The 14,488-nt window shown below is 57.6% G+C and carries 15 protein-coding genes; 3 read left to right on the top strand and 12 right to left on the bottom strand.

From position 1 onward, the window contains the following. Positions 1–65: 65 nt before the first annotated feature. The 8 genes from GOX73_RS10815 to GOX73_RS10780 all read right to left on the bottom strand — a co-directional run bounded on the left by GOX73_RS10815 (position 66) and on the right by GOX73_RS10780 (position 8,270). On the bottom strand, positions 66–221 hold the full coding sequence (locus tag GOX73_RS10815; protein ID WP_254429168.1) for an SMP-30/gluconolactonase/LRE family protein: 156 nt from the start codon (positions 219–221) through the stop codon (positions 66–68). Positions 222–584: 363 nt separating this feature from the next. Then, complete coding sequence (locus tag GOX73_RS10810) at positions 585–1,715, bottom strand: Gfo/Idh/MocA family protein (protein WP_254429167.1); 1,131 nt, start codon at positions 1,713–1,715, stop codon at positions 585–587. Further along, complete coding sequence (locus GOX73_RS10805) at positions 1,712–2,773, bottom strand: sugar phosphate isomerase/epimerase (RefSeq protein ID WP_171126007.1); 1,062 nt, start codon at positions 2,771–2,773, stop codon at positions 1,712–1,714. The genes GOX73_RS10810 and GOX73_RS10805 overlap by 4 nt, the downstream gene beginning before the upstream one ends. A 62-nt stretch (positions 2,774–2,835) precedes the next feature. Continuing rightward, the gene (locus GOX73_RS10800) at positions 2,836–3,960 is read right to left on the bottom strand and encodes a substrate-binding domain-containing protein (protein WP_171126008.1); all 1,125 of its coding nucleotides are present in this window, start codon (positions 3,958–3,960) and stop codon (positions 2,836–2,838) included. Positions 3,961–3,992: 32 nt separating this feature from the next. After that, the gene (locus GOX73_RS10795; RefSeq protein ID WP_171126010.1) at positions 3,993–4,946 is read right to left on the bottom strand and encodes an ABC transporter permease; all 954 of its coding nucleotides are present in this window, start codon (positions 4,944–4,946) and stop codon (positions 3,993–3,995) included. Then, complete coding sequence (locus GOX73_RS10790; RefSeq protein ID WP_171126012.1) at positions 4,943–5,908, bottom strand: ABC transporter permease; 966 nt, start codon at positions 5,906–5,908, stop codon at positions 4,943–4,945. The genes GOX73_RS10795 and GOX73_RS10790 overlap by 4 nt, the downstream gene beginning before the upstream one ends. Next, on the bottom strand, positions 5,905–7,425 hold the full coding sequence (locus GOX73_RS10785) for a sugar ABC transporter ATP-binding protein (protein ID WP_171134890.1): 1,521 nt from the start codon (positions 7,423–7,425) through the stop codon (positions 5,905–5,907). The genes GOX73_RS10790 and GOX73_RS10785 overlap by 4 nt, the downstream gene beginning before the upstream one ends. Beyond that, entirely contained in the window at positions 7,422–8,270 is an 849-nt protein-coding gene (locus GOX73_RS10780; RefSeq protein WP_171126016.1) for a sugar phosphate isomerase/epimerase, read from the bottom strand. Before GOX73_RS10780 ends, GOX73_RS10785 begins: the two co-directional genes overlap by 4 nt. Before the next feature lie 109 nt (positions 8,271–8,379). Between GOX73_RS10780 and GOX73_RS10775 the strand changes: the two genes are divergently transcribed. Further along, positions 8,380–9,393, top strand: coding sequence for a LacI family DNA-binding transcriptional regulator (locus GOX73_RS10775; protein WP_171126018.1), 1,014 nt, complete (start codon positions 8,380–8,382; stop codon positions 9,391–9,393). 3 nt (positions 9,394–9,396) lie between these two features. Here GOX73_RS10775 and GOX73_RS10770 read toward each other — a convergent pair whose 3' ends face one another. The 3 genes from GOX73_RS10770 to GOX73_RS10760 form a co-directional block, all read right to left on the bottom strand. Next, on the bottom strand, positions 9,397–9,573 hold the full coding sequence (locus GOX73_RS10770; protein WP_171126020.1) for a hypothetical protein: 177 nt from the start codon (positions 9,571–9,573) through the stop codon (positions 9,397–9,399). Positions 9,574–9,937: 364 nt separating this feature from the next. Beyond that, positions 9,938–10,801, bottom strand: coding sequence for an adenylate/guanylate cyclase domain-containing protein (locus GOX73_RS10765; protein WP_171126022.1), 864 nt, complete (start codon positions 10,799–10,801; stop codon positions 9,938–9,940). 72 nt (positions 10,802–10,873) lie between these two features. Further along, positions 10,874–11,107, bottom strand: a complete 234-nt coding sequence (locus GOX73_RS10760; RefSeq protein ID WP_171126025.1) for an alpha/beta fold hydrolase — start codon at positions 11,105–11,107, stop codon at positions 10,874–10,876. A 439-nt stretch (positions 11,108–11,546) separates the two neighbouring features. Between GOX73_RS10760 and GOX73_RS10755 the strand changes: the two genes are divergently transcribed. After that, the gene (locus GOX73_RS10755) at positions 11,547–12,329 is read left to right on the top strand and encodes a lysophospholipid acyltransferase family protein (protein WP_171126027.1); all 783 of its coding nucleotides are present in this window, start codon (positions 11,547–11,549) and stop codon (positions 12,327–12,329) included. 312 nt (positions 12,330–12,641) lie between these two features. Beyond that, on the top strand, positions 12,642–12,857 hold the full coding sequence (locus GOX73_RS10750; RefSeq protein ID WP_171123340.1) for a hypothetical protein: 216 nt from the start codon (positions 12,642–12,644) through the stop codon (positions 12,855–12,857). A gap of 316 nt (positions 12,858–13,173) precedes the next feature. Here the strand turns inward: GOX73_RS10750 and xylA are convergent, their stop codons facing one another. Then, positions 13,174–14,481 (bottom strand): xylose isomerase, encoded by a 1,308-nt coding sequence (gene xylA / locus GOX73_RS10745; protein ID WP_171126030.1) that lies wholly within the window; start codon positions 14,479–14,481, stop codon positions 13,174–13,176. Between the last annotated feature and the right edge of the window lie 7 nt (positions 14,482–14,488).

The raw sequence follows: 14,488 nt of genomic DNA, 5'->3' as shown, positions 1-14,488 counted from the left end.
GAATCCAATGCGACCCCAACTGGCTTTCTGGAGATCACCGATATCGCCGGTATGCGGTTATTTATCTAGAGCCCATCTGGCAAGAGGCGCTCAACCTGCGCGCCGCCGGGTACCGCGATCCAAACCCCGCCTTCGGTATCGACGCTTGCACCGTCAGGAATGCCGTCTTCGTCCTTGTCGAATGCAAAGAGCTCGGACTTTGCCGGGCTGAGTGGTCTCAACACTGCACCCGGTGACTTCGCCAGTAGGCCAGTGGCGCCATCACATTACCTCAGGCAGCAGCGTCGGTTTCGAGCCCGACCTGTCAGGGCACCGTGAACTGACGGTCGAGGCCCAACCCGCACCGCTGAACTTTCCGGGAATGCTTGACGCGAGGCCAGACGCTTAGCTTACGCTATGATGATTTCGACACTCTGCATCGAATTTCACATCAGAACCATCGTTGGCTCCTGTGCGTCCAAGGCCGCTCAATACTGAACCAATTCGCAATTCTTCCCTAGATCGATTGCCACGTACAATGCCTTGAGCTAGCTACAAGACGATTACGGGAATTTCTGCCCTTATCGGCAAGCTGGCGCAAATTTTCAGGAATCCAGAACATTCGAAGGAAAACGGTACCAGCAAGAATCTTTCTTTGAAGACTCCAGCGCGCCGGAAATAAACGCCATGCCCAGTAACCCGCTTTGCAGGTCGGGCAGCAAGTCGACGCTTTGGTCTCCTCTTATCAAAGCGGCGGCCTGGGCATAAAGCGTTGCAAAACCTTCCAGATAGCCTTCAGGGTGGCCGCCCGGCACGCGCGTGACTGCGTTGGCGGCATCAGAGGCTCCGGCACCGCCGCGTGTCAGGGTTTGAGTGGGCTGTCCAAAGCGGGTGAAGTGCATATGGTTTGGATGTTCCTGCGACCATTCCAGCCCACCGCGATCACCGTAGACCCTCAGGCGCAAGCCGTTTTCGTTGCCGACGGCAACTTGACTGGCCCATAGCATTCCCCGCGCGCCGCTGGCATAGCGCAGCAGAATATGGGCGTTGTCATCCACCTGCCGGTCCGGAACCATGCTGGACAGGTCTGCTGCCAGATGCGAGGGGACCTCACCCGTTACGAAATGGGCCAGATTGAAGGCATGGGTGCCGATATCCCCGATGGCCCCTGCCCCGGATCGCGCGGGATCGGTGCGCCAGTCGGCCTGTTTGTTGTCAGACGCGGCGGGTTCCGTCAGCCAGTCCTGCGCGTACTCCACTTGCACCAGCCGCAGTTTGCCCAGATCGCCCGTCTGCACCATCTCTCGCGCCTGACGGATCATCGGATAACCGGTGTAATTGTGGGTCAGGATGAAATGCGCAGACGACGCTTCGGCTGCAGTTTTGATCCGTGCGGCATCCTCAGCCGTGGCCGCCAATGGTTTGTCGCAAATGACGTGAATCCCGGCCTCAAGAAACGCGATGGTCGGGTCCGCGTGCATGTGGTTGGGCGTTACGATGGCCACCGCGTCGATGCCGTCGTCACGGGCAGCTTCGGCCTGCGCCATCTGGCGGAAATCAGAATAAGACCGTTCGATGCCCAACTCCTGCGCCGAGGTTTCCGCACGCTGCGGGTCGGATGACAGTGCCCCCGCCACCAGGTCCCATTGTCCATCCAGTCGGGCGGCGATGCGGTGGACGCCACCAATAAAGGCACCCTGCCCGCCCCCGACCATACCCAGTTTCAACGTTTTCATTGGCGCAACCCCAACATGGATCGGATCATGGCCTGATCGACCTCGCCCCCTGCGAAATCGTCAAAGGCCTTGTCCGTGGTTTCGATGATGTGGCGCGCGATGAAAGGCGCGCCCTCGACGGCCCCCTGTTCGGGGGATTTCAGGCAGCATTCCCATTCCAGCACCGCCCAACTGTCATAGCCGTACTGCGTCAGTTTCGAAAAAATCGCGCTGAAATCCACCTGTCCGTCGCCAAGTGAGCGGAAGCGGCCGGCCCGATTGGTCCAGCCCTGATAGCCAGAATAGACACCTTGCCGCCCAGTCGGGTTGAACTCGGCATCCTTGACGTGAAAGGCGCAGATGCGCTCGTGATAGAGGTCGATGAATTCCAGATAATCCATCTGCTGCAGCAGGAAATGCGAGGGATCATAGTTGATCTGGCAGGCCTCGTGCCCGTCTACGGCGTCGAGGAACATCTCGAAGGTGGCACCATCAAACACGTCCTCCCCGGGGTGGATTTCAAAGCCAATGGCAACGCCCTGATCGGTATAGGCATCGAAGATCGGACGCCAGCGGCGGGCAAGCTCGGCAAAAGCTTCCTCAATCAGACCCTGCGGGCGTTGCGGCCACGGATAAAGATAGGGGAAGGCCAGCGATCCGGTAAAGCTGACGGTCGTATCCAGCCCCATGCGCCGTGCAGCGACGGCGGCTTTCTTGACCTGGTCCACAGCCCAGTCCTGCCGCGCCCGAGGGTTTCCATGCACGGTCTCGGGCGCGAAGGCGTCAAAGGACTGATCGTAAGCGGGATGAACGGCGACCAATTGGCCTTGAAGGTGGGTCGACAGTTCACTGACCTCAACGCCCGCATCGCGGCAGGTGCCCAGCACGTCGTCGCAATAGGTCTGGCTGTCTGCGGCCTTGTCCAGATCGAACAGCCGCCCGTCAAATGTCGGGATCTGAACTGCCTTGTACCCAAGACCAGCCGCCCATTCCGCCATCGACCCAAGCGAATTGAACGGAGCAACATCATCCGCAAACTGCGCCAGAAATAACCCCGGTCCTTTGATCGTACCCGGCATATCAGCCTCCCATGAAAATCCTGTGTGTCAGGCCCCGACCGGGGCCTGACGAGTTAAGGCGATTACTTGCCGCCCCAGCGTTCCGGATAGCCCGGCATGCCTTCGCAGCCACAGGCCGCATAGTGCAGCGGAGGCATGGATGCGTTTACGAAATCACCCAGGTTGTCATTGGTGATCGCCGGTTGCGGCAGGTTCCATTCTGGTCCGGGGATCGCCTCACCATCCAAAATTTTCAAAGCTGCCAGAATGGGCGTGCGCCACTGATAGGTCGGGTAGGTCGGCGCGATGGTGTTCATGCCAATCTCCTGCCATTTCTGCAAAAAGTCCTGCTGGTCCTCGCCAGTGACGATCGGCACGTCCAGACCCATATCCTCGAACGCTTCGATCGCCGCGACCGAGGTTGCGCCCGCGTCCATCCAGACCGCGCCCAACTGGTTGCCGCGCTGGATATAGTCCTCGACAATCGCCTTAGTCTTGGCGCGGTCGCCATCAGTGAACTCGGCACCGACGATGTTCAGACCGGCTTCTTCCAGAATGCGCTTGGCGGCAGAGTAGCGGGTTTCCAGAACGTCCACGCCGGGCAGGATGCGTAGCATCAATACGTCCGAGCCTTCGGGCGCATTGGCGGCGATGAATTCACCGGACTGGATGCCAAAGCCATAGCCGCCGACTGGCTTGATGAACGTGACCGGGCAATCGGTATTCACGCCACGGTCAAACACGATCACTGGCAGTTGCTCGCAGGCTTTTTCAACAGCAGGGGTCAAAGCAGCCGTTGTGTTGGGGGACACGATCAGCGCGTCACAGGTGCCACCGGCCAGCAGGTCCTCGATATCGGCGATCTGTTTATCGTCCGAGCCTTCGGCATCGGTTACAACGAACTCCGCGATGTTGTCATGTTGTTCGACCTCGGCCTGCATGGTGTTCCAACCAACCACGCGCCAAGGGTTGTTCACGCCTGCGTTCGAGAAACAGATCGTGTGCGGGCCATCTTTCTTGTAGCCCGAAGTATCCGCCATCACGTCGCCATAGTACTGCAGCCAAGGGGTTGTCGCATCGCCATTGGCTGCCGCGCCCAGCATGTCTTTTTGTTTTGCGAATTCGACCGGGTCGTCGAAGTTCTGCGCTTGGGCGGGCAAAGCCAACGCCAGCGTTGTCAGGGCTGTTGCCGTGAATTTGTTGATCATTCTTGTTTCCTCCTCTGAATTGTTTGGGGCGCCTATCCCCCGGATCGGCGTCGTCGGTATCCGGCGATCACAACCGCCGAGATCAAAATCAGCCCTTGCACCACGTCACGGATGGGTTTGGGAAAGCCCAAAATGTTGAGCAGCGTGAACATCGCCTGCAACACCAGCGCGCCTGCGATGGTTGCCCCCACGGTGCCGCGCCCGCCGAGCAACTGCGCCCCGCCAATGACGGCAGCGGTGATGGCCTGCAATTCCAGCCCGACCCCCACATCGGTGGACACGCCCGCGAACCCGCCCAGCAATATTCCAGCGAGTACAGCCGAGACCGAAGACATGACAAAGGCGACAATTCGGGTTTCCGTGAGTGGGACTCCGGCTAACAATGCGGCCTTTGGGTTGTCGCCCATGGCGATCAGCCGCTTGCCATAGTTGGTGCGGTGCATCAGCCACCACATCGCGACGCAGACCACGACCATCACGATCACCGCAACGGGCAGGATTTTGATCAGCGGCAAGTCCTTAATCAGATAACGGCCGAAGAACCGGAAATTTTCGGGCAGGTATCCGCGCGGCGCTCCGCCCGACCATGTTAGGGCAATCCCGCTGAGGGTGATCATCATCCCCAGCGTAGCAATGATCGACGGCACCTTGAGCCACGACACCACCAGCGCGTTCACCGCGCCGACGATCACACCAACCCCCAGCATGGCCAGGATAACCCACCACGTCGCGCTGGCATCCCCGTCCAGCAGGATCGAGCTTCCGATCACCGTCAGCGTCACCAATGCCCCCGCCGACAGGTCGAACCCGCCCGAGTTGATGACGTAAAGCTGCCCCACCGCCAAAATCGCAATTGGCGCGGCCCGTTTCAGGAAATTCATGTACCCGGCCGGTTGCAGGAAGTACGGCGAAAGGATCGCGATCGCCACGAATAGCAGAGCCAGAACCAGAAAGACCGGGTTGATCTGTTTCAGTCGGGCCATCATGCCTCGATCCTCCGGCTGCGCACGGCGTAGACGGCGACCGCGGCCACGATTATGACCCCGCGCAGGATTTGTTTGGCAAAGGCATCAACGCCCGCAATGTTGAAGATCGAGTCGATCAGAGAAAAGATCATCACGCCCATCAGCGTGCCCCAAACCCCGCCGCGACCGCCGGACAGAGCCGTTCCGCCAATCACCACCACAGCGATGGATTCCAGATCATAAACCCCGTCCCGACCGATCCACGGCGCGCCCGAGCGTAAGCGGCTTGCCAGATACAGCCCCGCGATAGTGGCGCAGACCGAACAGATCACATGCGCCATGATAACGACGCGCGTCGTCCGCATCCCCGCAAGCTTGGATGCGTCTGGGTTGCCGCCGACCGAATAGATATTGGAGCCTGCGCGGGTAAAGCGCAGAAAAACCCACGCGGCCACGGTCAGCGCGATCAGGAAAATCAGACTGATCGAGATGCCGCCAACCTGCCCATAGGCAAAGACCTGAAACTCTTCCGGAACCTCTCCGGCAAAGTTGTTGAAGGTCGCGCTCAGCAGCCCTTGCAGGATCAGCGCCATGCCCAACGTGGCGATCAGCGGATTGACCTCAAACTGGGTGATCACTAGACCGTTGATCAGGCCGACCACAACGCCCACGGCCAACACCGCCGCAATTGCAGGCAGCATCATGGATGGATCACCCGACATGATAGAGGACGCAAGCACCGCCGAAACCGAGATCAGGTTAGCCACGCTAAGGTCGATCGAGGCGATCAGGATGGCAAAGGTCTGCCCAATCGCTGTGATCCCCAACGCGATGGAGCGCCCCAGCAGGCCCAGAAGATTCTCAGCAGTCAGATATTGGGTCTGCCCGGTTGCAATCGCGACAGAGACATAGACCGCGATAGCCGCCAAAAGCAGCAGGAATGGGGCCAGCGCGGCAAGATTTTTAGGTCTTGGGATATTCATGAGGCTTCCAATTCCAGATGCGCCTCTGTCGCGGCGTGCATGACTTCGGTTTCGCTGGCGCCATGTCCGAACTCGGCCACGATATTGCCGTCGCTCATAACCAGCACCCGGTCCGAGATGCCCAACACCTCGGGCAGGTCGGATGAGATCGCCATGACTGCCGCCCCCTGTTGCGCCAGTTTGCGCATCTGGGCGTAGATCCCCGCCTTGGTGTTGACGTCGATGCCTCGGGTTGGTTCGACAAAGATCAAAACCTTAGGGGCCAAGGACAGCCAGCGCGCAACGATGGCCTTTTGTTGATTGCCACCGGACAGAGACTGAATCTCGACCTCGTAATTTGCAGCGCGCAGATCGAACGCATCAAAAAGCGCGTCCATCTGATCGAGCGTTGTGATCGGCGTTTTATCCGGCGCGCCCAAGGTGCCGGAAAAGGCCCGGGCCGAAATCATGCCGTTGTCACGGACCGATTGCATCAGCATCAACCCCTCGGCCTTGCGGTCGCCGGGCAGCATCGCAATCCCGGCCTTGGCGGCGCTGCGCGGGCTGGTAAGAGAGACAGATTTCCCATCGACTGTCACGGTGCCGGTTTCAAACGGCTCTGCCCCGAACAAAGCCAGCGCCAGCGCTGTGCGACCTGCCCCCTGAACGCCTGCAAACCCGGTGATCTGGCCTGCGCGCAGCTCAAGATCAATGTCGAACAACCGGTCATTACCGCCACCACGCACTGTCAGAACCGCATCGCCGATTTCTTCCGGTGTCGCAGGTTCGGGATAGAAGTGCCCAATATCGCGCCCGACCATGGCTTCGACGATCCGGCCGGTTTCGGGCACATGGTCAAAGGCAGCAGCGACTTTGCCATCCTTGATCACTGTGACACGGTCCGCCAGACGACGGATTTCGCGCATACGGTGGGTAATGTAGACAATCGAGCGGCCCTGACCGCGCAGATCATCAACCAGTTGGAATAGCAGATCACACTCGGTATCGTTGAGGGCCGCAGTCGGCTCGTCCATGACGATCACTTGCGCATTCAGCGACAAAGCCTTGGCAATCTCGACCATTTGCTGTTGCGCGACATCCAGATCGCTAACCAAAGTTTCCGGGCCGAAACGATGACGGTCGCCAAACAGCGCCAGCACGTCCTGCGTTTCGCGCCGCATCTTCTCGGTATCCAGCAGGCCCCAACTGCGTGTGGGTTCACGTCCCAGAAAGATATTCTGGGCAACCGTTCGGTCGGGCAGCAGCGAGAATTCCTGATAAATCACGCTGACGCCTTGCGCGAGCGATTCAAGCGGGTGCTGGAACCGGACCTTCTGACCGCGCAGGAAAATATCGCCCTCTTCAGCCTGATAGACGCCCGACAGCACCTTCATCAAAGTGGACTTGCCCGCGCCATTTTCGCCGACCAGAGCGTGAACCTCGCCCGCACGGGCGGAAAAACTGACCCCGTCCAGTGCCTTGATGCCGGGAAACACCTTGGTGATCCCCTTCATCTCAAAGATGATATCGCCGCTCATGCCTGCGCCCACCCATTGCGAATGAACATGGCACTGTCGCGAAACAACTGCGGATGATCCTCGAACATCGGCCGCCAGATCCGGGTGGCTGCAGCAAGTTCAGGGACGCCTGCGCCAAAGGCCTCCATCACCACCCATCCGTCAAATCCGGTCTTCTTGACAGCAGAGAACACCGCACCAAAGTCGATCTGTCCCGTGCCGGGCGTGCCCCGGTCGTTTTCCGAGGCATGCAGAACGTTGATATGACCGGACAGGGAGGCAATCGCCTGTGCCTGATCCTTTTCCTCAATATGCGCATGGAAGGTGTCGTACATGATCCCAAAAGCCGGGTGGCCGACCAGCTCACAATACTGCGCGGCCTGTTCGGCAGTATTCAGGAAATGGGTTTCGAACCGGTTCAAAGGCTCCAAAGCCAGCAGCATGCCGCGCTTGGCCGCTTTGCCTGCCATGTCGCGATGGGCTTCTGCGCCGCGCTGCCATTCGTCAGCCGTCGGGCCGCTGCCGGTAAAGTGTCCGATGGGCGCATGAAAAGGCCCGCCGATCGTTTGCGCGCCAAGTGCTGTCGCACAATCCAGTATCCAATTCAGATGCGCGACACCTCTGGCCCGAACCAGAGGATCTGGGCTGGTTGGATCTGCTTTGGGGTCAGGAACAATCGCGGTGCAGGTCCTCTCAAGCCCGAGTGCATCGAGTTGAGCGCCCAGCCAGGCGTAGTGGTCTGGCTGCCCTTCCAAGACGGGAATTTCGACACCGTCATACCCGGCCTCAGCAGCAAGCTGACAGAAATCCAGTTGCGCTTCGCCGATCAGCCCGCCAACGCATAGAAGATTAACTCCCAGCTTCATTTCCCCTCCCAAGGCCAAAAAAGCATCTTTGCCGCGAATCTATGTAATCGTTTTCATGATGAATGTAAACCATTACATTTTTTGTTTCACGCTGCTATAAGCTTTCAACATGACAAGAAGTTCGACCAAAAGGCCCACAGTTCGGGATGTTGCCAGAGTTGCCGGTGTCTCAACCGCAACGGTCAGCCGGGCATTGCAATCTCCTGATATCGTGTCCAAAAAAACTCGGGATGCGGTTTTTGCGGCAGTCTCCGAGACAGGATACAGCGTCAATACAGCAGCACAGATGCTGCGGCGCAACCGGTCGGGTACGGTTTTGGTTATCCTTCCGGATATTGCCAACCCATTCTTTTCCAAGATCCTGTCGGGCATTGAAGCGGTCGCGACTCGCGCCACTCTGACGATCCTGATCGGCAACACCAATGGGGACGACGCGCGCTATGAAAATATCCTCGAAAACCTGCGCAACGGGCGCGCGGACGGGGCCTTGATTCTGAACGGAACTGCCCCCCCTGACGGAATGCTGCCCGAGGGCACTCCGATCGTGTCAATCTCGGAACGTCCAGAGGGCGCAGGCTACGCGCATGTCGGGACCGACAACCAGAAGGCCGCGTTTGATGCCACGCAATATCTGCTTGCCCAGGGGCATCAGAGGATCGCGCATGTCACCGGACCTGAAGGCAATGCGCTGACCAAAGACCGGCGGGCCGGATATATTCAGGCGATGACGGAAACCGGCCTAACGGATCAAATCTGCACCATTCCCGGCGGCTTCACTTACGGCGATGGAGAGCGGGCAGCGGATCACCTGTTCGCGCAGCATCCAGATACCACCGCTGCGTTCTGCGCAAATGACGAATCCGCGATGGGCGTCATCCGGGGCCTACAGAAACATGGATACTCGGTCCCCGGCGAAATTTCCGTCATGGGTTTCGACGACGTGCCGTTTTCACGGATTTTTCAGCCTGAACTGACGACGGTGCATCAGGCGCGGAATCTCATCGGGCAACGTGCGATGGAGATCCTTCTGGACCTACTCGAAGACAATACAGCACCTGCAGAATTGATGTACTTGGACCACACCATCGTGACACGAAACAGCGTTGCCAGACCGCGCTCATAAGGGTCAAGAGTGGCCGAGGGCCAAACCCTCTTTGAGTGTTTTCCGCCCCATCCGTCGCCTCCTGTATTCGCCAGCGAGGAAGATACGCGCCCATCCGAACACGGCAATGCTGATGAATTCGGTGCCATTGTCCGAGATGATGGTTTTGGGCGCGTCCTGCTGACCAATCAGTCGGTCCAATTCCCTCGTGACCCGCAAGCCAGATAGCAATTTGCCGCCAACCAGCACCAGGTTCTCTCTCCCGCGGCCATCCACCAGAGTCACGATAAGGAAGCGACGGCTGTCAATCTGCGCATCAGATCCGAATTCGAGGCCTCAGAGCTCGTTAGCTCTATCCAGCGCGACCACCGGCCTTATGGTAACCAGAACCCGATGGAGTATAAGAAATGAACAGAAACGGGAAAATAGAGAGACCCCAGTGTCTACGTTCCTGATCCATTATAATAGACAACGAAGAAGGTTTGGGGCGGAGACAGAGGACCCAATGCACTCGCGGCTGATCACACGCGACCTTATGAGCGACTGATTTTCAACCCCAGAGAGATCACGCGATGGCGTACAACACCCATTCACCCTGAATTCCCTTGAAACGGTGGGTCCCAACTTGCTCAAACTCCAGACCCGAACCAGCCGTCAGTTCTCGAACAATGGATGACACGCGGCACGAACCTCCGGGCGTTACATCTAGGATTCGGGCGGCCATGTTGACCGCGATGCCTGAAACATCCTGACCGCGAAGCTCGCATTCTCCGATGTGAATACCAGCGCGCAGAGTAAGCCCCAATTTTGACATTTCGGATTGAAGCTCACGCGCGCAACAGACGGCTCGGCTCGGCCCAGAGAATGTGGCCAAAACACCGTCGCCCATTGTCTTCACGAGGTTGCCTCCATGACGGGCGATAATTCGAGCCGCTGTGGTGTCATGGGCATCAATTAACTCTCTCCAGCGGGCATCCCCCATTTCCTCCGCAGCTTTGGTCGATCCTACAATGTCGGTCATCACAATCGTTGCCAGGATACGGTCGCCAAACTCAGCGCTTTCCGGGGCGCCTACGAACTTTGCAATCTCGTCTGCAACTTCATCTACGTCGCCGACCCATGGCAGGTGATCTTCACGCTCAAGTATCTTCAGGCTTCCATACGGAAGGGTGTCGGAAATGTACTCTGCCTCGTCGAGCGAGACTGTACGGTCGCCGCGCGAATGGAGCACCAGCGCAGGGACATGCACGGCGGATAGGATTGGCCGAATATCGAGTTCATAATTTAATCGGGTGATGTTTACCGCAGTTCCAGGGCTGCCAGACTGGACCAATAGCCGACTCATAAACGCTTGTTCGGCGGGATCTTCCCAGACGCTTGGGGCACGCTCGGACAGAAACTCGGCAGTATCGCCCCAGTTCTGTTGCATATTCTCAAGAAACTTTTCGAAATCGCCCCGCCGCACCCCGAAGGGCCAGTCAGGTTTCCAAGCGCGGCATGCCTAGGAACCGACGAGAACGACATTGCTGACCCTTTCTGGATAGCTGGCAGCGAACATTGTCGTCATGTTGCCGCCTTCGCTAACACCAAATATTGATGCTTTTTCCGAGCCCGTCGCGTCCAGGACAGCACGTATGTCATCGGTGCGCTCTTCCAGCGTTGGGGCACCCACCTCGCGATCGGACATCCCAGTTCCGCGCTTGTCGAACAAGATAAGTCTGCTACGCCCAGCCAATTTTGAAAGGAAACGGTTGTACCCAGGGTGTTCCCAAACAACATCTATGTTGTGAAGCTACCCGGATGCATAAACTAAATCCACGGGACCATCACCTACGACCTGGTAGGCTACCGCGACGTTACCGGCAGATGTGAACTTAGTCTGTGGTTTATCCATCTCCTGCGCCCCAAGACGTTCATTTGTTGAAAATGGACCAATGCCGTTTCTGCGACAAGTGCCGGGTGTTTAACGACCGATTGCAATGGCTGGTTTCAGGCTTAAGCCAGCCATTGCAATCGTCAAAGTCAGACTTTCTGTTGATGTACCCTGGCCATTGCCGCATAGAGGCGGGGTGCAGGGTGCTTGTCGGGCCGTGCGCCCAGAGGGCAGGCAGCAAATGCCAGACGTAGAAACCTCTTGAACCTCTCCCGGCAGTCATCACACCGGACGGGAACCTATGTCACTCCAGCCTCAAAAGGAAAGGTCTGCACTAGCGGCCATTGACCCGGCTCGCCTGCGGGTCATAAAACGCGCCGCGTTGTTCCTGCTGGGTCCATTCTATTTCCTGTACATCGCCTTTGTGCCCTTGCTTTGCGGTAAACGACAAGGTTTTCGCGGCTGGTACTGGCCGCTGGTCAAACGTGCCTGTTCGCGGCTTCTGTGGCTGCTGAGTATCCGAACAGAGATGACACAAGCGGATAGGGCCGCACTGGCCGCCGACACCAACAGCATCATCGTGATCAACCACCGCAGCCATCTGGATGGGTTCGCTTTGATGGACGTCATGCCCGACGCCAAGTGGATCACCTTCGCCGCCAAAAAGGAGCTGTGCGATGCGGTTCTGCTAAGCCGTGGATTCAAGGGCGCAGGGCTGGTAGAGATTGACCGGAAAAGTGGCGCGGTGGCGCTTGAGACGCTTACCGAGGCCGTCCGAGCTATGCCTGAACGCCGCTCTGTCGTGTTGTTCCCAGAGGGCACGCGCACCAGTTCCGAAAGCCTCGGCACGTTCAAAGCCGGAGCTGTCATAGTCGCGCGCGCCACCGGTCGCACGATACGGCCCATTGTAATTCATGCATCCGACGCGCTTATGCCGCGCGACAAACACTTGCCCAAAAGCGGGACGATCCGGGTCGAGGTACTGCCGTCATTCACCTGCGATCACTCCGTTTCAGTGGACGAAGACGTGGATCGCCTTAGAAACGAAATGGTGACCGTTTTCGACGCAGGGTTAAGTAAGTAGGTCTGTGATCCTTCGCTGCCCCGGCATTTCCAACAGCCTGACTAAGGTCCGCCTTGGGCACGCATCGATTTCGCGCTGCATTAGGCTTGACCGACAGCTCCACCCCAACCCACCGGCACCTGTGGCGACCCGTGTCGCCAACTGTGCCCCCGCTAGCAAGTTGGTGGCGCGGGTTTAACTTTTTCAGTCAGCTAATCGCCAGAACTCCAATAAAATGACTTAAATTCACAATTCAATTCAGGTGTCTACCCCTACCTGAGGGGCAAGTCATACACCCCATCTATGATTTGCCCTCCAAAAGGAGTTGACGCCATGACCGAGGCTGATCGGCAGCAGATTTTGAACGAAGTGCGCAATGACCTCATGCAATGCCAGCTCAAGATGCGTCGCATTGCAGAGGCAGATATGCGCCATCATTCAGCCAAACGCGGGTCGATCAAAACCCGTGACCGGGTCGGTGTGGTTCGTCTAGCTTACGCTAACGAATTGAAGCTTTTGGCTCGGCAAATCGGCAGCATGAAAATCTGATGAACCTGAATGCACAGTCGTGAAATTTGGAGCCTGTATCAGTCGACCTCGTGCTCAATCTCGAAATGCACCTGAAACGGCCACAGTTTCTCTGGCTAGCGGGAAAGTCTCTTGGGACTTATCGGGCGTTAAGAGTTGAGCAGCAAGTTACGCAAGCCACTCGCATCATCAAACTAAGCGCACGAGGCCGGAAATTGGTCCTTCCCGGCCGGAATGTTCTGATGGGAACCGCTTATTCATGAACGAAAGCAACGAACGACTTAGGCCGTTCTGATCCATGTTCTTTTGACGTTGCCCCGGTTGCTGTTTTTCTTGGCTACACAAACCTGTTCACATAATTTTCCAGAATTTCCTGACGCCCGGATCGCGGTTCAGGGTTGGTATTCTCCCGCAGAACACGAGCGGAAATTTCTTCCAGACTGCTGTCCAACATGGACGCCGCTTCTGGTGTACTCCAACCGGAATACCGTTCTGACAACGCGTCCTCCAAACCGCCGTCATCAATCATGGCCGCCGCAGCTTTCAAGCCTCGGGCACAGATGTCCATTCCACCAACATGGGCTGCGACAAGATCTTCTGCGTCAATGGATTGGCGCCGTACCTTTGCGTCAAAGTTTGTGCCCCCGGTCGTAAAACCACCGGCCTTCAGAATGTAATAATAAGCCAAGGCAACCTCTGGCGTGTTATTCGGGAACTGGTCCGTGTCCCACCCGGACTGGTAATCGTTTCGATTCATGTCGATCGAACCAAGCATCCCTTCGGCAGCAGCGACCGCAATTTCATGCTCGAAACTGTGCCCGGCCAGGATCGCATGCCCCTGCTCGAGGTTCAATTTGACCTCGCCCTCCAAACCGTACTTCCTGAGAAATCCGATACACGTCGCCGCGTCGTAGTCGTACTGGTGTTTGGACGGCTCCTGCGGTTTGGGCTCCACGAGAATAGTGCCCTTGAACCCAATCTTGTGCTTGTACTCAACGACCATGTTCAAAAACCGGCCCATATGGTCCAACTCGGCCTTCAAATCCGTGTTCAAAAGGGTTTCATAGCCTTCCCGGCCACCCCAAAGAACATAGTTTTCACCGCCCAGCTTGTGGGTCGCATCCATGCACGATTTCACCGTTGCTGCGGCAAATGCAAACACTTCAGGATCAGGGTTTGTGCTGGCACCAGCCATCCAACGGCGGTGGCTGAACATATTGGCCGTACCCCAAAGCAGCTTGGTGCCAGACGCCTGCATTTTTTCGCCAATGTAATCGGTGATTTCCTCAAGGGTTCTCAGATTATCGGCAAAATTGCCCTGCTCTGGCCGAATATCAGCATCGTGCCAGCAAAAGAATGGCTGGCCCAGAAGATCAAACAGTTCAAAAGCAATGTCCGCCTTTAGGCGCGCGCGACCCATGTCATCTTGTGGATACCACGGGCGTTCGAATGTAGGCCCGCCAAAGGGGTCGCCCCCCTCCCATGCGAATGAGTGCCACCACGCCACAGCAAACCGCAGATGGTCTTCCATCCGCTTGCCCATGATAATTTCGTCCGGGTTGTAGTGCCGGAACGCCAATGGGTTCTTGCTGTCTGCGCCTTCAAACTGGATCTGCTCAATCCCATCAAAAAATCCACTTGGCATGTCTGCC

Origin of the sequence: Ruegeria sp. HKCCD7221 (assembly GCF_013031225.1) — a bacterium.
GTDB lineage: Bacteria > Pseudomonadota > Alphaproteobacteria > Rhodobacterales > Rhodobacteraceae > Ruegeria.
This window is presented reverse-complemented; position numbering and strand designations above follow the sequence as displayed.